14 protein-coding genes and 1 pseudogene are annotated in these 20134 nt (G+C 63.4%); 7 read left to right on the top strand and 8 right to left on the bottom strand.

Annotated features, from left to right (window positions below):
* Positions 1 to 38: 38 nt before the first annotated feature.
* The 3 genes and pseudogenes from ASR47_RS24445 to ASR47_RS24455 form a co-directional block, all read right to left on the bottom strand.
* Positions 39 to 596 (bottom strand): hypothetical protein, encoded by a 558-nt coding sequence (locus ASR47_RS24445; RefSeq protein ID WP_065310404.1) that lies wholly within the window; start codon positions 594 to 596, stop codon positions 39 to 41.
* On the bottom strand, positions 593 to 2830 hold the full coding sequence (locus ASR47_RS24450; RefSeq protein WP_065310405.1) for a serine/threonine-protein kinase: 2238 nt from the start codon (positions 2828 to 2830) through the stop codon (positions 593 to 595). The genes ASR47_RS24445 and ASR47_RS24450 overlap by 4 nt, the downstream gene beginning before the upstream one ends.
* Positions 2831 to 2968: 138 nt before the next feature.
* Positions 2969 to 3514 (bottom strand): annotated as a pseudogene (locus ASR47_RS24455) (aminotransferase class III-fold pyridoxal phosphate-dependent enzyme); the annotation flags it as partial.
* 133 nt (positions 3515 to 3647) lie between these two features.
* Between ASR47_RS24455 and ASR47_RS24460 the strand changes: the two are divergent.
* From ASR47_RS24460 to ASR47_RS24470, 3 genes are all read left to right on the top strand, one after another.
* Entirely contained in the window at positions 3648 to 4319 is a 672-nt protein-coding gene (locus ASR47_RS24460; protein ID WP_065310406.1) for a response regulator, read from the top strand.
* Positions 4303 to 5670 (top strand): ATP-binding protein, encoded by a 1368-nt coding sequence (locus ASR47_RS24465; protein ID WP_065310407.1) that lies wholly within the window; start codon positions 4303 to 4305, stop codon positions 5668 to 5670. The genes ASR47_RS24460 and ASR47_RS24465 overlap by 17 nt, the downstream gene beginning before the upstream one ends.
* A gap of 82 nt (positions 5671 to 5752) precedes the next feature.
* Entirely contained in the window at positions 5753 to 6163 is a 411-nt protein-coding gene (locus ASR47_RS24470) for a YgiW/YdeI family stress tolerance OB fold protein (protein WP_082989178.1), read from the top strand.
* On the opposite strand, the gene ASR47_RS24475 is transcribed toward ASR47_RS24470, so the two are convergent.
* Together ASR47_RS24475 and ASR47_RS24480 are read right to left on the bottom strand one after the other, a co-directional pair.
* Positions 6160 to 6384 (bottom strand): hypothetical protein, encoded by a 225-nt coding sequence (locus ASR47_RS24475; protein ID WP_065310408.1) that lies wholly within the window; start codon positions 6382 to 6384, stop codon positions 6160 to 6162. The genes ASR47_RS24470 and ASR47_RS24475 overlap by 4 nt on opposite strands.
* 35 nt (positions 6385 to 6419) lie before the next feature.
* The gene (locus ASR47_RS24480) at positions 6420 to 6713 is read right to left on the bottom strand and encodes a hypothetical protein (protein ID WP_150127962.1); all 294 of its coding nucleotides are present in this window, start codon (positions 6711 to 6713) and stop codon (positions 6420 to 6422) included.
* Positions 6714 to 6927: 214 nt separating this feature from the next.
* Here ASR47_RS24480 and ASR47_RS24485 point away from each other — a divergent pair, with 214 nt between their 5' ends.
* Positions 6928 to 7377: a hypothetical protein gene (locus tag ASR47_RS24485; RefSeq protein WP_065310410.1), complete on the top strand. Its 450-nt coding sequence runs from the start codon at positions 6928 to 6930 to the stop codon at positions 7375 to 7377.
* Between the two features lie 19 nt (positions 7378 to 7396).
* Here the strand turns inward: ASR47_RS24485 and ASR47_RS24490 are convergent, their stop codons facing one another.
* The 3 genes from ASR47_RS24490 to ASR47_RS24500 all read right to left on the bottom strand — a co-directional run bounded on the left by ASR47_RS24490 (position 7397) and on the right by ASR47_RS24500 (position 15562).
* Positions 7397 to 10573, bottom strand: a complete 3177-nt coding sequence (locus ASR47_RS24490) for a bifunctional diguanylate cyclase/phosphodiesterase (protein WP_065310411.1) — start codon at positions 10571 to 10573, stop codon at positions 7397 to 7399.
* A gap of 176 nt (positions 10574 to 10749) precedes the next feature.
* Complete coding sequence (gene cphA, locus ASR47_RS24495; RefSeq protein WP_065310412.1) at positions 10750 to 13320, bottom strand: cyanophycin synthetase; 2571 nt, start codon at positions 13318 to 13320, stop codon at positions 10750 to 10752.
* A 64-nt stretch (positions 13321 to 13384) separates the two neighbouring features.
* Entirely contained in the window at positions 13385 to 15562 is a 2178-nt protein-coding gene (locus ASR47_RS24500) for a cyanophycin synthetase (protein ID WP_065310413.1), read from the bottom strand.
* Between the two features lie 481 nt (positions 15563 to 16043).
* On the opposite strand from ASR47_RS24500, the gene ASR47_RS24505 reads away from it, so the two are divergent.
* From ASR47_RS24505 to ASR47_RS24515, 3 genes are all read left to right on the top strand, one after another.
* On the top strand, positions 16044 to 18317 hold the full coding sequence (locus ASR47_RS24505) for a cyanophycin metabolism-associated ABC transporter (protein WP_082989157.1): 2274 nt from the start codon (positions 16044 to 16046) through the stop codon (positions 18315 to 18317).
* Positions 18318 to 18319: 2 nt separating this feature from the next.
* Entirely contained in the window at positions 18320 to 18790 is a 471-nt protein-coding gene (locus tag ASR47_RS24510; protein ID WP_065310414.1) for a cyanophycin metabolism-associated DUF1854 family protein, read from the top strand.
* Between the two features lie 145 nt (positions 18791 to 18935).
* The gene (locus ASR47_RS24515; protein ID WP_065310415.1) at positions 18936 to 19904 is read left to right on the top strand and encodes an IS1595 family transposase; all 969 of its coding nucleotides are present in this window, start codon (positions 18936 to 18938) and stop codon (positions 19902 to 19904) included.
* Positions 19905 to 20134: the final 230 nt, after the last annotated feature.

Raw genomic sequence — 20134 nt, forward strand, 5'->3', positions numbered from 1 at the left:
ATAGTTTTCTACTCGTCAATGGGTGGCAGTGAATGCACTTATGTCTCTGCTCGCCCACCGACTGACGCTTCAGGATCAAAACTGAATACGCGCAATTCCGGCAGATCCTGCTCGCCGCGAATAATACGCACAGTCATGATGAAGGCAAGTTCCCAGCGGCCCTTGCTTTGGCCGACGTCAAGATTGTGTTTCCACTCTTGACGGACGCGGCGTAGCTCTGGCAGCTCGGGATCTGGCGGCAATAAATGGGATTCGAAATCCAATGGAAATTGATATGTAGCGCCTACGGACTGCAGGAACGGCGACGGCAGGGAGTAGCGTGTGGGAATGCCGGGGCCAATTTGTGTCAGTTGGGGCACGCTGACGAGGCAGCAATCGACGATCTGAAACGACGTGAAACCACCCGCCTTTGAACCACAGCAATTGACTTCCAGATAGACGTGTTGTCCTTGCTGAAAATGCACGCCGCCCATATAGGGACCATGGCGCGGGTCGGCGCTGCCGTCGCACGACGTAAATGCATAATCGAGCTGATTGGTGATTTGATCTGCGTCAAAATGGACGGCTAATTTCATCCAAGGTTTTTCGTACGTCATTTTTTTTGATTTCTTTCTATGTCAATGAGTAACTGCTGATAGCGAGCATCTCGCCGTAGTGTCAACAGATCGGGTGCTGATTCGATCAGATTGATGGGGTAGCCACGCTCCAGCGCCTGCTTCAATGCCACCATTGCTTCGTTGCGTTTGCCTAACAATTCGTAAGTCAGGGCCGCCCTGAAATGGATGTCGGGTAAAGTAGGCGCAAGCAGTACGGCTTGTGCCACGTGCTTCATCGCATCATCCCGCAAGCCAGCATAGGCAGAATACAGCGCCAGCCGTGAATTGATCTTGGAATCGTTCGGTGAATGTTGCAGCATGACTTTAATCAGCGTAATTGCGCGACGGTAAGAGCCGCTCGACAACTCAATTTGTCCAGGAACCCAGCGTTGCGCGTCGGCCAGATTCGCCCATAGCAGATAGTTGCCGGGATTGCCTTTGTTTTCCGAAACGGCATTTTTAAACGCCTGTACTGCTCCCAGATAGTTGCCGCGATTAAAAAGAGCGGTACCTAGATTCGTATATAATTCCCAATCAGGGTGCATCTGCAAACCTTGTTGCAGAACTTGCAGGGCTTCGTCACCACGATCCAGGCGTTCCAGTGTGGCACTCATGTCTGCATACGCAGCAGTCACCTGCGGGGCCATCTGTATCACTTTTCGAAAGTGCTTTTCAGCCTCGGTGTAATTGCCTAGGTTATAGTGCATCCTGCCCAACATCGAAACGAAAGGGGTGTCGTTCGGATAAAGTGCGATGGCTTTATCCAATACATCCCGAGCCAAGTCAAATTTTTGTGCGTGAATAAGCAAGCGTGCTTTACCATACATTCCTATCGGGATATTTGGATTCAGGTTCAGTGCTATAGTTATTTCTTGCAATGCTTCTGCACGTTTCCCATGGTGCTCAAGCACCCAAGCCTGCGCAACATGTGCGAGAGCTAGCTGATCATCTGAAGCTAATGCTTGTTTCGCAGCGATGTCAGCACGTTGTAACCATGTTTCATCACGGTTTGTGCCCAGATAGCGCGAGGTGAAAACCAGAGACAAGCCCGCATTTGCGCCAGCATGCTCTGGATTGTGTTTAAGAATAGTGCTGAAATGTTTCATCGCCAGCTCTTGATTACTGTCGCGATCAAACGCCCGCAACGCCTCCGTTCCGGCCTTCATGCTGGCCATCTCCGAATACGGTGCCGGTGCTTTTTCGCCAGTGAAAAGAGCCTTTACTTCGGGGGCCACATTTGGCCATTGCCACGCCGTCACCACAGCGACCAATACAACGCTTGCACAGATTTGCAAGGTCCGTTTGCGCGGAATCGGCAGGCGAATGGCGACGCTGGAGGGTGTTTCCGGCGGCAACTTAGTCTGCGCTGACGGCAAAGGCGAAGTGCCTGATGCGCTGCGCTGCGCCGCAATCGCCTCGCGCACATCGCGCATGGTCCTCGGCCGCTCCAGCGGATCATGCGCCGTCATCGAGCGCACCAGGGCGGCTATGGCCGGCGGCACCGAGGCCGGCATGGCGGGCCAGACGGCGTTCGATTGCATGTGGGCGGCGGCCAGGGCCAGGCCGTTCAGGTGGGCGAACGGGCGCTGGCCGGCCAGCATTTCGTACAGCATGGCGCCGAGCGCGTAGATGTCGCCGCGCATGTCGGGCAGGCGGCCCGTCAGGCGCTCGGGCGCCATGTAGGCGATGGTTCCCTGCAGGTCGCACAGAGCGGTGGTTTGGGTCGCTTGCGGGTCCAGCTGGCGCGCCAGGCCGAAGTCCAGGATGCGCACCTTGCCGTTTGCTTCCAGCATCAAATTCGATGGTTTCAAATCGCCATGCACCAGGTCCATGGCGTGCGCTTCGTCCATCGCGTCGGCGATCTGGCAGGCGATGTCGAGCGCGGTGTCGAGCGGCATGGTCGCCGCTTGCATCACTTGCCCCAGCGTCTGGCCTTCGACCAGTTCCATCACGATGGACTGGCTCTTGCCGTCGCCGTCGACCGAGAAAATGCGCACGAAGGCGGCGTGGCGCAGGGACGCCGCCAGGCGTGCCTCGTTGAGCAGCTTTTCCGGATGCAGCATGTCGGCCTGCTGCTTGAGGCGCTTGAGCGCCACGCTGCGGCACAGCTTGGCGTCCCACGCTTCGTACACATGGCCAAAACCGCCTTCACCCAGCAGGCGGCGCACTTCGTAGTGCGCGCTGAGCGTGTCGCCGTGTGGTGCAGCTTGCTGCACCGGATCGAGCAGTTCCATAGGGCGTGATGTGCAGTAAATTGATTTTTGGTAACTTACTGATTTAAAACGATTGTTTAGAATAAGTCAATTCCTATTGATAAAATATGAAGATGAACTGCTATACAAGGCTACTGCGGTAGGACCGCCAAAGCCGGGCTAGCCGGCCAGGCTGCCGTCGATGGCGCTGCCCAGCTTGTCGACGATCTCGTCCACATGGCTGCTGTCGATGATGTACGGCGGCGCCAGCAGCCCATGGTCGCCGTGCTGGCCGTCGATGGTGCCGCCCATGGGGTAGCACATCAGGCCGGCCTGCATGGACAGGCCACGGCTGCGGATATCGCCGATATGCGGATGGTCGCCGAAGCGCTGGACCAATCTGTCTTTCAACAGCTTGCCCATGGCGCGCACATTGGCCAATAAATCGCGCTGTTCGATCTGCTGCCGCACCGCCAGGGCTGCCGCGCAGGCGGTGGCGTGGCCGATACAGGTGTGGCCGTGCTGGAAGAAGCCGGTGCCGGCGCGCAGGGTGTCGCGGATGGCTTGCGACACCATCACGGCGCCGATCGGCTGGTAGCCGGCGCCCAGGCCCCTGGCGATACAGATCAGGCCGGCGCTGACGCCTTCCTGCTCGCAGGCGAACAGGCTGCCGGTGCGGCCCATGCCGCACATCACTTCGTCGGGTATCAGCAGCACGCCGTGGCGCCGGATTGCAACGTTTGTTGTATTTAGTATTTAAAAACATCAATGGGTGCTTCGCGTCTTAAGATGGCCTTCATCTTGCCGCTCCACACTGGGCCAGCCATACTGGCACCTGCTATTTCTCTGGAATCCTTTCATGCGCATCCTGCTAGCCGAAGACGATATTTCCTTGGGTGAAACCATCCTTGCCTGGTTGCGCCTGGACCAGCACGCCGTCGACTGGGTCGAGCGCGGCGACTCCGCACAGACGGCGCTGATGACCCATCATTACGACTGCGTGCTGCTCGACCGGGGCCTGCCCGGCATGAGTGGCGACGCCTTGCTGGCGCAGTTGCGCGGCAGCGGCAACGCCGTGCCGGTGATATTGATCACCGCCTTCAATGCGCTGGCCGACCGGGTCGAGGGGCTGGACCTGGGCGCCGACGATTACCTGGTGAAACCGTTCGAGCTGGAAGAGATGTCGGCGCGCATCCGGGCCGCCGTGCGGCGCGGCGCCAGCCAGGTCAGCAATGCGCTGGCGCACGCCGGCATCGCCCTCAATATCGAGACCAAGCAGGCCAGCCTGGACGGCCAGCCGGTGGCGCTGACGGCGCGCGAATACCATGTACTGCATGCCTTGCTGCTGAGGAAAAACAGCATCGTTGCGCGCGCGCAGATCGAGGAAGCGCTGTATGGCTGGGGCGACGAGGTGGAAAGCAACGCCATCGAAGTGTATATCCACAACCTGCGCAAGAAATTCGGCGCCGACAGCATCGTCACGGTGCGCGGCCTGGGCTATCGGCTGAAGAACGATGACACTCAAGTCTGAAGGCAAGCCCTGGTCGCTGCGGCGCCGCCTGCTGGCCGCCATCGTGGCCGCCAGCACGGTGCTGTGGCTGGCCAGCCTGGGCATTGTCACCATGATTGCCTGGCATGAGACCAATGAGGTGTTCGACGACGCGCTGGAAGAATCGGGGCAGATGCTGATGGCCGCCACCACCGACTGGGAGCAGCGCGGCCTGCTGGCGCGCGCGAAAGCGGCGGGCGGACCGGAGCGCAAGGTCGACATGCAGTACCAGATCGTGGTCGGCGGCAAGGTGGTGCAGCGCACCAGCGGCGCGCCGTCGCAACCGTTTGTGCGCCATTTTGGCGACAGCCACGGCTTTGCCGACCCCGAGGTGGAGCAGCGCCGCTGGCGCGTCTTCGTGGTGCGCGACGCGGCGCGCCAGTTCGAGGTACAGGTGGGGCAGCGCTACAAGAAGCGCTACGATATCCTGGAGGAACTGGCCGAGCACCTGTGGCTGCCGGTCGCCGGTTTCCTGGTGCTGCTGGCGCTGGTGTGCTGGCTGCTGACGGGCAGGGTGCTCAAACCGCTGCGCGCAACTGCTGCAACCATCGCCGCGAAAAGCCCGGACGACCTGGCGCAGGTCGAACTGGCCGGCCAGCCGCGCGAACTGCTGCCCATCGTGCAGGCCCTGAACGGCGTGCTGGGCAGGCTGGATACGGCGCTGCAGTCCGAACGCCGCTTTACGGCCGACGCCGCCCACGAACTGCGCACGCCGCTGGCCGGCCTGCACATGCATGTGCAATTGCTGCAGCGCCAGCATCCCGAACTGGTGGCGCCATTCCAGAAGCTGCGCCGCGATATCGCGCGCGTCACGGCCCTGGTCGACAGCCTGCTGACCCTGGCGCGGCTGGACCCTTTGGCGCGTGCTCAGGTGACGACGCACGCGGTGGTGCTGGCGCCGCTGCTGGAACCATTGCTGGCGGCCTGCGAGCAGGAGGCGTCTGCACGCGGCATGGCGCTGGCCGTGCGCTGCGAGCTTGCATCGGTCGAGGCCGACCCTGCGATGCTGGAGATCCTGCTGCGCAACCTGCTCGACAATGCGCTGCGCTACTGCCCCGATGGCAGCCGCATCGAGATCGTGGCGCGGCAGCATGCGGGGCGGCCGCGCATCAGCGTGCGCGACAATGGCCCCGGGGTGGACCAGGCCAGCCGCCAGCGCCTCGGCGAACGGTTTTTCCGCGTGCTGGGCCAGCAGCAAGCGGGCAGCGGGCTGGGTTTGTCCATCGTCAGGCGCATTGCCGACCTGCATGGCATCGCGCTGGCCTTCGGTCCTGGCCTTGATGGCCGGGGCCTGGGCGTGACGCTGGATTTTCCAGCGGTTCGCGCACCTTAAGATACGGTTAATGTGGGCTCGGTGTAATGCATGCATGCCTGCAGCGACAGGCAAACCCCACCACTACCGAAGAGGAATGACCATGAAAAAAGTACTGACCATCTCCTGCATGAGCGCCCTGCTTGCCGCTTCCGCCTTTGCCATCGCCCAGCCGAGCGGCTATACGGGTCCGTCGAACACGGCGCCAGCCACTACGGCCGGCTATGCCGGTCCATCGAGCGTGGCGTTGATGACGGCCAAGGACGTGCTGGCCAAGGCCAAGGACGATCAATACGTCAAGCTCAAGGGCAAGCTGACCAGCCACAAGGGGGGCGAGGACTATGAATTTACCGACGCCAGCGGCAAGATGACGGTGGAAATCGACGCCAAGCACTTTCCGCAAGGCGTCAAGATCGACCACACGACGATGGTGGAACTGACCGGCGAATTCGACAAGGAAACCTTTGGCGAGTCGACCGTCGACGTCAAGCAGGTCAAGGTCGTGGCGAACTAAGGCGCATACGCTCCAGTGCGCGCAGCTGGTTTGCCGCCGCCGCGAGGGCGCTGATCGCCGCGGGCCCGGCGCGCGCCAACAGCCGCGTGGCTGGCGCTTTCGGTGGCGGCCAGGTTGCGTTGCTGTACCGCGAACACTTCACTGACGAGCTCTTCTCCCTTGCCGGCCAGCGCGCCGGCTTTTTCGGCATATGGCGCCGGTCCCTGGCGCAAGCGTTCCACGAAAATGGCTTTCAGCTCCGGCCAGCCGGCAAAGCTCAGCGTCCCGGTAGCGCCGCGCCCAGCTTAGCGTAGCCGCCGGCCCCCGCGCGCGGGCGCAGGCGGGCAAACAGGTGTGGCGCCGCCTTGCGCCGCTGCGGCCCGGTGGTCAGCACGCGCAGTGCGGTGGCCAATGGCACGTCGTGGCAATGCAGGAACAGGGCGGCCGCGCCGGTGCCGGCCATTTGCTGCAGCGCCAGCGCATGCTCGACCAGCGCGCAAGTGCGCATGTCCAGCCGCGCCGGGATGTCGGGCTGGAACAACTGCTGAGGAACTCGCTGCCTGCTGGCCATGCCGCTCTCCGCCGGAAGTGCTGAGGAACTGACAGCATAGAATCGCCGTACCGATTGACCTTGCGCCAGATCAAGTCCGCCGCCAAATCGATGCTTTTAGGAAAATTTCACGCATCGTCAAAATAATTTTGCATTTCCGCCGGCCAGCCCCGTTGATGAGGGGTATGCAGCGGCACCATCACGGTTGCCGGCATCCCCACTGAAAGGATCCACCATGGACAGCCATAATCCAGGCAAAACCCCGGTTACCGAATTCCTGCTGCAGCACCTGCAAGCCGAAGGCTACCAGGCCAGCCTCGACAGTGATGGCGACATCGCCTTCCGCTTCGAGGGCATGGGCTACGTGCTGTGCTTTGATGAAGACGACACCCAGTTCGCCAAGCTGATCCTGCCGAATGTCTGGTCGATCGACACGTCCGACGAGTTGCAGCGCGTGCTGGCCGCCCTCGACGAAGTCAACCGCCGCATCAAGCTGGTCAAGGGCCATGCGGTGCGCGGCCAGGTGTGGTTCTGCATCGAGATGCTGCTGGTCGACCAGCGCCACTGGTCGCTCTTCCTGTCGCGCGCCACGCGCGCCATCTCGCACGCCACCGCCATGTTCGCCGCCGAGATGCGCGCCAGCGCGGTGGCCGCGCAGGCCATCGCCGAGGCCGGCGCGAACTGAGGGCGCGGACGCGCCAGGTTCAGGCCGGCACGGGCTGCTCGACGCCTTGCAGCCATGCCAGCAGCTGCGCCTGCGGCATCGGCCGGGAAAAATAATAGCCTTGCAACTCGTCGCAGCCGGCATGGCGCAGCACGTCGGCGTCGGCCGCGCTTTCCACGCCTTCGGCCGTCACCGTCAGGCCCAGGGTGTGACCGAGGCCGATGATGGCCTTGGTCACGGCCAGGTTCTGTGGCGAGCTGTGGATGTTCTGTACAAAACTCATGTCGATCTTCAGCTTGTCGAGCGGGAAGCGGCACAGGTAGTTCAGGCTGGAATAGCCGGTGCCGAAATCGTCGATCGACAGGCCGAAGCCCAGCGCCTTGATCTGCCGCAGGGTGGCGATGGTGTCGTCCACATTGTCCATCAGGATCGATTCGGTGAGCTCGAATTCGATCTGGCCTGGCGCCACGGGAAACTCGGCCAGCACCTCGCGCAAGCTCGCCACCAGTGCGCCGTTTTTCAGCTGTATCGCCGACAGGTTGATCGAGATGGCGATCTCGCCGGCGCCCGCCGCGCGCCACGCCAGATGCTGGCGGCACGCTTCGCGTATCACCCAGGCGCCGATCGGCACGATCAGGCCCGACTCCTCGGCCAGCGGGACAAAGCTGTCGGGTGCGATCAGGCCGCGCCGCGGATGGTGCCAGCGGATCAGCCCTTCCACGCCATGCAGCAGGCCGCCAACGGCGTCGATGCGCGGCTGGTAGTGCAGCACCAGTTGCTGGCGCTCGATGGCGTGGCGCAGGTCGCTCTCCAGATGCAACTGCTGCAGCTGCTGGTCCTGCAGCTGCTGCGAGAACATGCGCGCGTGGTCGCGGCCACCGTTCTTGGCCTGGTACATGGCGGCGTCGGCGTGGCGCATCAGGGTGTCGAGGTCGTCGCCATGGTCCGGGTACACCGCCACGCCCACGCTGCACGAGACATACAGTTCGCTGCCGGCGACCTGGTGAGGCGCGCGCATGGCCGGTATCAAACGCGCTTCGAGCAGCCGGCCGATGGCCTCGACATTGTCGATGCCGTTCAGGATGACGACGAATTCATCGCCGCCCAAACGGCTGACGGTATCGCCATCGCGCACCAGTTCGAGCAGGCGCGCCGACACCGATTGCAGCAGCGCGTCGCCGACATGGTGGCCCAGCGCGTCGTTGACGTTCTTGAAGCGGTCCAGGTCGATGAACAGCACGCCCACCTTGCCGCCATTGCGGCGCGCCTGCGCGATGGCGGCGGCCAGGCGCAGGTTCGATACATGGCGGTTGGCCAGCCCCGTCAGCGCATCGTGGTGGGCCATGTGTTCGATCTGGCGTTCGCTGGCCTTGCGCTCGCTGATGTCGAGCGAGCTGGCGATAAAGTGCGTGGTCACGCCATCGAGGTCGCGCACCGCGTTCATCACCAGCCAGGCCGGATAGCTTTCCAGCGACTTGCGCTGCACCGAAATTTCACCCTGCCAGTAGCCGCGCCGCGCCAGCGTGTCGCGCAGGCTGGCCAGCTGTGCCGGGTTGTTGTCGGGCGCCAGCAAGAAGGCGGGGCGCTTGCCGATCAGGTCGACCATGTCGTACAGCGCATGGCGGCGAAACGCCTGGTTGACGGTGATGATGCGCATGTTCGCGTCCATCACGATCAGGCTTTCGGCCGAGGCCTCGAACACCTTGGCCCACAGTTCCAGGCGCGACTCCATCTGCTTCATCTTGTTGATCGGCGTGAAGGTCGACAGCACGGCGCGCTGGCCCTGGTAGTCGATCAGGCGCGCCGAAATCAGCGCCCAGGTGGGCGCGCCGCCGCTGTGCCACAGCACTTCGAATTCATCGACGGCGCCCAGGTCGCTCAGGCGCTGGAAAAAGCGCGAACGCGCCTGCGCGTCCATGCCGCGGCTCCACGGGTCCAGTTCCAGTCCCTGCTGCCACGCATGGGCGGCCTGGTTGGCGTGCAGCACCTGGTGATGCGGGATCGAGGTGACCATCAGCGGGATCGGAATCGCGTCGACCAGCTGGCGCTGCGCGTCGGCCGCGCTGGCGCGCGCCACCAGTTCCTGCTGCGCCACGCGCTGGAAGTCGAGCTGCTGCAGCATGGTGTTGAAGGCTTTCACCAGGCGGCCGATTTCGTCCGCGCTGTGCCAGTCGGCGCGCAGGCCATGGTCGCCCGTCTCGCGCACCTCCTGCGCCACGCGGGCCAGGCGGCGGATCGGCAGGGCGATCTGGCGCGCGACGAAAAACACCAGGCCCAGTATCAGCGCCAGCAGCAGCACGGCCGTGCCCAGGTGCAGCCACATGCGCGTGAAAAAGCCCTCGATGCGCAGCTGGATCAGGCGCTGCAGCTCGCTTTCTGCGTCCTGCCAGGCCAGCCGCAGGCTGGCCAGCGCCGCCGCATCGCGCAGCAGCAGGTCCTGGCGGCCGGCCGGATAGGGCGCGGCCCCGGCCAGCGCCTGGGTGCTGGCGCGGAAGCGGCCTATCGCCTCGCTCAAGGCCGCGCGCGAGCCTTGCAGGCGGCGCCGCAGCAGCGGCGTGCTCGCTTCGAACGCTTCCGTGTAGTCGCTGCGGATGCCGCCCATGGTGGCGTCCATGCGCCCTTCGAGGATCAGGAACTGGGTTTGCATGCGCTGGCGCTGCGCGCCTTCGGCTGTGGCCAGGTTCAGGGCCAGTTCGCGCATGCTGTTGATCACTTCGAGCAGTTCGGGAAAGCGCAGGATCACCAGCGACATGGTGTAGTAGCTGTCAAGGTCAGGGTCGAGGATCAGGTTCGACTGGTTGCCCACGCGCGTGAGCAGTTCGCGCCCGGCGACAAACACGGGCGAGGGCGCGACGGCCTCATTTGGCGTTGACGCTTTGTTGTCATGCGCTTGCCTGAGCAGGGCGGCAAAGGTGGCCGCCAGTTCGCCGCTGCGCATGGTGCCGCCGTAGGCGCTTTCGGCGCGGGCGATGTCCGATGCGGCGGCGGCGCCCCGGGGTTCGGCGCCGCTGCGGTTCAATGGCAGCAGCGCGTCGCGGATCATGGCGATGTACTCGTTGCCGGCCATTTCCTTGCGCGAGAAATCGATGGCCAGGTATTTTTCGTTGATCAGGATGCCGGAAATGAAGATGACGGCCGACAGGTCCAGCAGGTAGATCAGGGCCAGCTTGCGCCCTACCGTCAGCTTGCCGATCAACCGCGAGATTTTGCCCACCATGCATGCACCGCCTTCTCGTCCACCGATGTTATCGGTTTGTTATGAGCAATTTTCATGCCTGAAGTTACACCATTGCATGGCAGATTTGGCGGGGTGGCGCACCGTGCTGGTGCAAGAAAGCGCAGGACGAAAAAAAGCGGCGCATCTGCGCCGCTTTTGCATGTGATAAAAACCGCTTAGGCTTCGGCCACGCGTTTGGCGATATGCGCCAGCGCTTCTTCCACCTGGTCGATCAGGATCAGGCACAGATCGCCTTCACCGAGGCGCGCCAGGGCGGTATCGATGGCGACGAATTCGCCGTTGATTTCATCGATATGGCTGGTGCGGCTGGCGCCGTCGAGGCCCTGGCGCAGCAGCGCCACGACTTCGCCGTCGGCGCGGCCGCGCTGGCATTGGTCCTGGTACAGCAGCACGTCGTCGAAGGCGGCGCCGAGGATTTCGGTTTGCTGGCGGATATCTTCGTCGCGGCGGTCGCCGGCGCCGCTGATGACCACCGAGCGGCGCTTGGCCGGCATGCTTTCCACCGCCTGCACCAGCGCCAGGATGGCGTCCGGGTTATGGCCGTAGTCGGCGATCAGGGTCGCGCCTTTATAGTCGAACACATTGAAGCGGCCCGGCGCATTGTCGTTCTCGTTGGCGAACGATTTGAGGCCGGCGCGGATCGCGTCCCACTCCAGGCCGACGGCCCAGGCGGCGGCCACCGAAGCCATGGTGTTTTCGACCTGGAAGCCGATCGCGCCATTGCGCGTGATCGGCACCTGCGACAGCGCGATCTCGTGGCGCGCCTTGCCTTGCGCCGCCACCAGCTTGCCGTCTTCCACATACACCACGCGGTTGCCCTGGGCGCGATGGGTAGCCATCACCGGATGCGATTTGTCGGCCGCAAAGAACGTCACGCTGCCGCTGCAGTTTTTCGCCATGCGAACCACCGCCGGATCGGTGGCGTTCAATACCGCCACGCCGCTGTCGGCGACGTTCTGCACGATCACGCGTTTCAATACCGCCAGGTCCTCCACGGTGGTGATGTAGTTCAGGCCCAGGTGGTCGCCGGCGCCGATATTGGTCACCACCGCCACCTGGCAGCGGTCGAAGGCCAGGCCTTCGCGCAGCATGCCGCCGCGCGCCGTTTCAAACACGGCCGCGTCGACGTCGGGGTGCAGCAGCACATTCCTCGCGCTGCGCGGGCCGCTGCAGTCGCCGCTGTCGATCTGGCGCCCTTCGATATACACGCCGTCGGTATTGGTCATGCCGGTGCGCAGGCCCGAGGCCGTCAGCAGGTGGGCGATCAGGCGCACGGTGGTGGTCTTGCCGTTGGTGCCGGTGACGGCCACCACCGGAATGCGGCCATCGTCGCCTTCGGCGAACATGGCGGCGATGATCGCTTCGCCGACCGGACGCGGCCTGCCGAACGAGGGCGCCAGGTGCATGCGCAGGCCAGGCGCGGCGTTGACTTCGACGATGCCGCCGTTCTGTTCTTCCAGCGGTTTCAATACGCTGTCGGCGACCACGTCGACGCCGCAGATATCGAGGCCGACCATGTGCGCGGCCGCCACGGCGCGCGCCGCCACTTCCGGGTGCACGTCGACGGTGACGTCGGTGGCCGAGCCGCCGGTCGACAGGTTGGCGTTATTGCGCAGGATCACGCGCTGGCCCACCGGCGGCACCGAGTCGGCCACGAAACCTTGCTTGGCCAGGCTGGCCAGGGCGATATCGTCGAAGCGGATCTTGGTCAGCGAGGTGGCGTGGCCGCTGCCGCGGCGCGGATCGAGGTTGACCTGGTCGACCAGTTCGCGCACCGTGTGGCGGCCGTCGCCGACCACTTGCGGCGGATCGCGGCGGGCGGCGGCAACCATCTTGTTGCCGATCACCAGCAGGCGGAAGTCGTGGCCCGGCAGGTAGCGCTCGACCAGGATATCGTCGCGAAATTCCTGCGCCGCGATAAAGCCGGCCGTCAGCTGTTCGCGGGTGGTCACATTGACGGTCACGCCCTTGCCCTGGTTGCCGTCCTTCGGCTTGACCACCACCGGCAGGCCGATCTCGCAGGCGGCGGCCCAGGCGTCGTCGGCGTCGATTGCCACGCGCCCTTGCGGCACCGGCACGCCGGCCGAGTCCAGCAGTTTTTTGGTCAGCTCCTTGTCCTGCGCGATCGCTTCGGCAATCGCGCTGGTGCCGTCCATTTCGGCGGCCTGGATCTTGCGCTGTTTGCTGCCCCAGCCAAACGTGACCAGGCTGCCTTCGGTCAGGCGGCGAAACGGGATATTGCGCGCCAGCGCGGCATTGACGATGGCGCCGGTCGACGGTCCCAGGCGCACGTCTTCATCGAGTTCCTGCAGTTGCAGCAGGGCACCGGCCAGGTCGAACGGACGGTCTTCCAGCGCGGCCAGGCACAGCTGCTGCGCCAGCTCCAGGGCCAGGCGGCCGACGTCTTCCTCCGAATATTCGACCACCACCTGGAAGATGCCGGTTTCCAGGGTGGGCGTGGTGCGGCTGAAGGTGACGGGGCAGCCGGCTTGCGCCTGCAGGCCCAGTGCGACCAGTTCGAGCACTTGCGCCATCGGCGCGGCCTTGTAGTTGCCCAGCGGTTGCAGCGGGCTCAGATGCGGAAAAATGTTGCGCAGGCGCGCTTCGAATCCAGGCAGCTGGGCGATGTCGAGTTCCTGCGTGGTGCAGGAAACGATGGCTTCCACGGCGGTGTCGTGGCTCCAGAGATTGGGGCCACGCAGGGCCCGTACGCGAGAAACTTCCATAATTAACCGTATTCCTTGTGTTCTTGTGGGCCCGGCTTCGCCGGGCTGGTGCTGTCAGTTGCCCTTAGTTGCCGATACTGCCTGGCGCGGCGTCAAACGTGCGCAGTCCCGCGCAGATCAGGTCGGTGGACAGGTCCAGCGACCAGGCCGCGGCGACGGCCGCCAGCACGCTGTCGACATTGCCGGCGGTGGCCGGTTTGAGCAGGTCCAGGCACAGCAGCACGGTTTCGATGCCGCCTTCGGCCAGCACGATATGGTTGCCGCGCACGAAGGCGGCGCGTTTGCCTTCGGCCAGGTGGGCCACGATGCCGGGCAGGTTGCCGTCTTGCGCGTACAGGGTCACGCCGCCGTCGCACAGGGCGGCCAGTTCCAGTACCTGTGGTTCGGCCGCGTTGAGCACCGCCGCGCCGGTCGGCAGCACCACGTCGACCTGGCTGCGCACGGCCTTGTGCAGACCGATCTCGTCGAGGATGTCGAAATCCCTGACGTCGTCAAGGCTGCCCATGTCGGTGACGACGCCGATCTGGCAGCGGTCATAGGCCAGGCCTTCGGCCAGTATCATGCGCGGATTGCTTTCGAACAGGGCGGTCTGCACGGTGCGGTTGAGCAGCAAGCGCTGGCCCGCGTCCCAGTTCACGCAATTGCCGCTGACGACGCGGCGCTGGTCGAGGAACATGCCTTCGCCGCAGACGGCGCCGGTATGCAGGCCGGATAAATTGAGCAACTTGCACAGCATGCGCACGATCAGGCTGGCGCCGCGCGTGCCGGTCACGCCGATCAGCGGAATGCGGCCGGTTTCCTGCGGTTCGAACAGATGGTCGACAATCGCCGCGCCGACGGCGCGCGGCTTGCCCACGCCCGGCTTGATATGGGCCAGGAGGCCCGGGCTGGCATTGACTTCGATGATGGCGCCGCGCTGCTCTTCGAGCGGGCGCGTGATGTCTCTCGCCACCAGGTCGATGCCGGCGATATCGAGGCCGACCACGCGCGCGGCCAGCAGCACCGCATGCGCGACCGACGGGTGGACGTCGTCGGTGACGTCGATGGCCACATTGCCGTTTGGCTGGATCAGCACTTTCTGGCCCGCCTGCGGCACGGAGTCGGCCGTCATGCCCTGGCGCTGCAGTTCCAGCACGATCTCGCCCGATTCATGCGGCTTGACGGTACCCAATGGGAAGTCTTCGCCTTCGCCGCGGCGCGGATCGGTATTGATCTGCGTGTTGACCAGTTGCAGCACGGTCGACATGCCATCGCCATCGACCCACAGCGACTCGCCCTTGGCGGCGGCAACGAGCTTGTTGCCGACCACCAGCAAGCGGTGTTCGTCGCCGGTGATGAAGCTTTCAACGATCACGGCCGAGCTGTCGCTCTGCGTGGCGGCCAGTTCATAGGCGGCCTTGACGTCGCTTTCCGTCATCAGGTTGAGCGACACGCCGCGGCCATGGTTGCCGTCGTACGGTTTCACCACCACCGGCAGGCCGATATCCTGCGCTTCTTCCCAGGCCGCCTCGGCGCTGCGCACCAGGCTGCCTTCGGGCACCGGCACGCCGCAGGATTTGAGCAGCGACTTGGTCAGGTCCTTGTCGCTGGCGATGCCTTCGGCGATCGCGCTGGTGCGGTCGGTTTCGGCGGTCCAGATGCGGCGCTGCGCGGCGCCATGGCCCAGTTGCACCAGGTTGCCGTCGTTCATGCGCAGCGAAGGAATGCGGCGCTCGGTGGCGGCGTCGACGATATTGGCCGTGCTCGGGCCCAGGCAGCGCGAATCGACCATGTCGCGCAGCGGCGCCAAGGCCGCTTCGAGATCGAAGGCGGTGTCGTTGATGGCGGCCATCAGCATGGCGCGCCCGGTTTCCAGGCAAGCGCGGCCGACCTGTTCCTCACGCGTGCGGAAGGCCATCTTGTAGACGCCGCGCTGGCTGGTCGAGCGCGTCTGGCCAAAGCCCGTGCGCATGCCGGCCAGGTTTTGCAGTTCCAATACCACGTGCTCGAGGATATGGGCCGCCCAGGTGCCTTCGCGCAGGCGCTCGAAAAAGCCGCCGCGCTCGCCCACGCCACAGCGGTGCTCGATCATGCCGGGCAGCCATGCCACCAGCCGCTCGTACAGGCCGGGCAGGGTGTTGGACGGACAGTCTTCCAGTTCGCCGATATCGACCCAGGCCTCGATCACCGGACGATAGGTCCAGATATTGGGGCCGCGCAAGTGGGTGACGCGGACAAATTCGATGTTCTTCTTCTTGATCATGTAAGTGGTTTCTTGATAACAAGCCAGGCGTCTGGGCGCCAGATACTTTATGGTGGCTCTACAGAGACTTTTCAGGCTCGTGCTTGGTTCTTTATCCCGGGTATGCGCAGTGTGCCACTTTTAGTGGGCTCTTGTCGCGTTTGCTTCTACTATTCTGCTGGAGTTACGTTTCTAATTGTTACCAATACTTGCCTTGCCTGCCATTATTTCCCTGTCTTGCCCCGCAACATGCATCATTTGCGCAACGGCCTGTTGTTGTATACTTCGGCCTGGCGTTGCAAAAGCGCAGCATCCACCTGGCCCTTCCTGATCAGTTTCGCCATCCTTACCTTACCTGCAGGCATCCATTCGATACAATACAGGAAATTGCCACTGGTTAATCTGCCAGCCGCCGTCCCGCTGCACACTTCAAAGACAGGCAGCTTTCACCCCCCAAATCCGCCCTTCAAGGGCCAGGCCATGAGCCGGAGCATGCTTTACGATGACAACTGAACTGATAGTTCCTGCAGTACCGACCCCCGCCACCGCGCTGCCCGACCACTGGCTGGCGCAGGTGGAAAAGAATCTGCCTAGCGGGGAGAACGTTTTAAGTAGCGTGGAGGTTGACCTCGATGCGCGATTACGTTTCACAAAAGGCATAATTGTTGTCACGGAGAAGCGTTTGCTGGCGCGCGCGCCTGGCGAAACCGAGTGGAAACACTGGTCTTACCGTCCCGGCCTGCGCCTGGCGCATCACGACCACGCCGGTGTCGGCCATATGGAATTGTTCGACGACCACGGCCGCCTGGCCTCGTGGCGTTTTACGCTGGGCCAGAACCTGCACGCCATCAGGGTGCTGGAACAATTCGTCGAGCGCCTCGACAGCCACCTGACGGGCCAGCCGGTCCTGCAGGCCGAGCAGGAAGTGTGCCCCAGCTGCAAGGCGCCGTTGGAACCCGACCAGGAAGAGTGCCCTATCTGCGCCAAGGTGCTGCATACGCCGCCGTCGACCTGGACCCTGTTCCGCCTGTGGCGCTTCGCCCACCCTTACCGCGGCCAGCTGGCGCTCGGTTTCCTGCTGATGCTGCTCAGTACCGCCGCCCACATGATACCGCCCTACCTGACGGCGCCGCTGATGGATAACGTGCTGATTCCGTACCAGAACGGGCAGAAGATCGATCCGTGGCTGGTGGTGTACTACATGGCCGGCCTGCTCGGCTCGGCCCTGCTGGCCTGGCTGCTGGGCTGGGGCAAGACCTATGTGCTGGCGCTGGTGTCCGAGCGCATGGGCGCCGACCTGCGTTCGGCCACCTATGAACATCTGATGAAACTGTCGCTGGAATTTTTTGGCGGCAAGCGCACCGGCGACCTGATGGCGCGCATCGGCAGCGGCAGCGACCGCATCTGCGTGTTCCTCTCATTGCACCTGCTCGATTTCGCCTCCGACGTGCTGATGATCATCATGACCGGCGCCATTTTGTGGTCGATGAATCCGTGGCTGGCCATCATGACCCTGGCGCCGCTGCCGTTTATCGCCTGGATGATCCACCTGGTGCGCGACCGCCTGCGTACCGGCTTTGAAAAGATCGACCGCGTGTGGAGCGAAGTGACCAATGTGCTGGCCGATACCATTCCCGGCATCCGCGTGGTCAAGGCGTTTGCCCAGGAACACCGCGAAGCGGCCCGTTTCCGCGACGCCAATGCACACAACCTGGCCGTCAACGACAAGCTCAATAAAGTGTGGTCGCTGTTCTCGCCGACGGTGTCTTTCCTGACCGAAATGGGTTTGCTGGTGATCTGGTGCTTCGGCATCTGGCAATTGTCGCGCGGCGAAATCACGGTGGGGGTATTGACCGCGTTCATTGCCTACAGCACGCGCTTTTATGGCCGCCTCGATTCCATGAGCCGCATCGTGTCGGTGACGCAAAAGTCGGCCTCGGCCGCCAAGCGCATCTTCGACATTCTCGACCATGTGTCGAGCGTGCCCGAGCCTGCACAACCGGTGAAACTGGACAAGGTTGAAGGCAGGATCGACCTGCGCGAAGTCGGTTTCCGCTATGGCAACCGGGCCGTCAACCGCGGCATTACCTTGAATATCAAGGCCGGTGAAATGATCGGCCTGGTCGGCCACAGCGGCTCGGGCAAGAGCACCCTGGTCAACCTGATCTGCCGTTTCTACGACGTGTCGGAAGGCGCGATTCTGCTCGACGGCGTCGATATCCGCTCGTTCGCCGTGTCGGACTACCGCCGCAATATCGGCCTGGTGCTGCAGGAACCGTTCCTGTTCTTCGGCACCATCGCCGAAAATATCGCCTACGGCAAGCCGCATGCGACGCGCCAGGAGATCATGGCCGCCGCGCGCGCCGCACACGCCCACGAATTCATCCTGCGCCTGCCGCAGGGCTACGATTCGATGGTCGGCGAACGCGGCCAGGGCCTGTCGGGCGGCGAGCGCCAGCGCATCTCGATCGCGCGCGCGCTGCTGATCGATCCGCGCATCCTGATCATGGACGAGGCAACCTCGTCGGTGGACTCGGAAACGGAAAAGGAAATCCAGAAAGCGCTCGACAACCTGGTGCAGGGCCGCACCACGATCGCCATCGCGCACCGCCTGTCGACCCTGCACCGGGCCGACCGCCTGGTGGTGCTCGACCGTGGCCAGGTGGTCGAAGTGGGCAGCCACGACGAACTGATGGCCAAAGAGGGCGCGTATTACCGCCTGTATGAAGCGCAGGCGCGCAACGCCGCCGAAATGGTATTGGACGACAAGGAATAAGCATGACCGAGATTACTTTTACCTTAAGCCGCGACCCCTACGGCAAGCTGTTGATGAGCACGGCGGACGGCCAGGTGATCGAGGGCGTGGCGCCGGTGCGCGCTTTTCCCATCCAGTCGCCCGACGAAGGTATTTCGCTGGTGCGGGGCGACGGCAAGGAAGTGGCGTGGATCGAGCACGTGAACGATTTGCCGGCGGCGTCGCGCGCCTTGCTGGTGGAGGAGCTGGAAGGGCGCGAATTCATGCCCGAGATTTCGCGCGTGAAAAGCGTCTCCAGCTTTGCCACGCCGTGCACCTGGGACGTGGCCACCGACCGTGGCGACACGCAATTCGTGCTCAAGGGCGAAGAGGATATCCGCCGCATCGGCGCCGCCTCGCTGCTGATCGCCGACAACCACGGCATACAGTTCCTGATCCGCGACATGTTTACCATCGACAAGCACACACGCAAAATCCTCGACCGCTTCCTGTAACGGCGGGTCAAGCGCTTTTCTGATGGCGATGCCGTTCAGCGCAAACTGAACGGCATTTTTTTAGGCTATGTCACCCGAAACAGTGGGAACGCGCCGTAGTTGCTGAGGTCTAACTGATCAGGTATTTCCTTTCAAGGAGCCGATCATGGATACAGCCCAGTGGCAGGCCTTCGCCAGGCAATTCCCGCAACTGTCGCATCGCCAGCGCCTTGCCAGCGGCGATCTATTGCGCACCAGCGCGCCACAGAATGCGGCCGTCACCCTGATCGAGCAAACAGCCCTGGCACAATTGCATTGCCCTGCTTGTGGCGCGACACGATTCCACCGCCACGGCCAGGCCCACGGCTTGCAGCGCTATCGCTGCGTGCCCTGCCGCAAAACCTTCAACGCCTTGAGCGGCACGCCGCTGGCGCATCTGCACCACAAGGAACGCTGGCTGGCCTATGCCGATTGCCTGCTCAACTCATTTTCGGTGCGCAAGGCCGCCAGCCAGGTAAGCATCCATCGCAACACCAGTTTTCGCTGGCGCCACCGCTTCCTGGCACTGGCCAAAACCGACCGGCCACGCTGCCTGCACGGCATCACCGAGGCCGACGAAATGTATATTCTTGAATCGCAAAAAGGTTCAAGACACATGACGCGGCCGGCACGCCAGCGCGGTGGCCGCGCCAGCCAGCGTGGCATTTCCAACGAGCAGGTGTGCGTGCTGGTGGCGCGCGACCGCACTGGCCAAACCGTCGATTTCGTCACCGGCATGGGCCGGCTGACCAAGGCCACACTGCACGCTTGCCTGCCGCCGGTGATCGACCGCGATATTTTATTGGTCAGCGATGGTCATCCGGCCTATCCCGTGTTTGCCAGGGAAATCGGCATCGAGCATGCGGCGGTCAACTTGCGGGCCGGCATCCGCGTACGCGGCACGGTGCATGTGCAGAATGTGAACGCCTATCACAGCCGGTTGCGTGGCTGGCTGCGTGCGTTTCATGGCGTCGCCACGCGCTACCTGCCCAACTACCTGGGCTGGCGCTGGATCCTGGACGCCAAAAGAATATTGTCCCCCGAAAGCTTGCTCAGGGCCACTTTGGGGACGTTCCCACATCTGATGGTGACATAGCCTTTTTTTAAGCCCTGTCCCTTGCAGTTCATCTCATTTGATCTAGCCCGATGTCTTGAAGGAGACGATCATGGCATATCCCAAGCAAGCAGATCAGCCATTGGCGGCCCGTCAGGCCCGGGTCTTGTATGACAGCACGAATCGGCCTGGTGCAAGCCATGGTCGAGCGCTCCGGCGCTCCGGCCGGCTTTGACGCCGCGCGCTGGCACGCTCCCTTTCAAGCGCTACCT

This window comes from Janthinobacterium psychrotolerans (assembly GCF_001677885.1).
In the GTDB taxonomy this organism is placed as follows: Bacteria; Pseudomonadota; Gammaproteobacteria; order Burkholderiales; family Burkholderiaceae_D; genus Janthinobacterium; species Janthinobacterium psychrotolerans.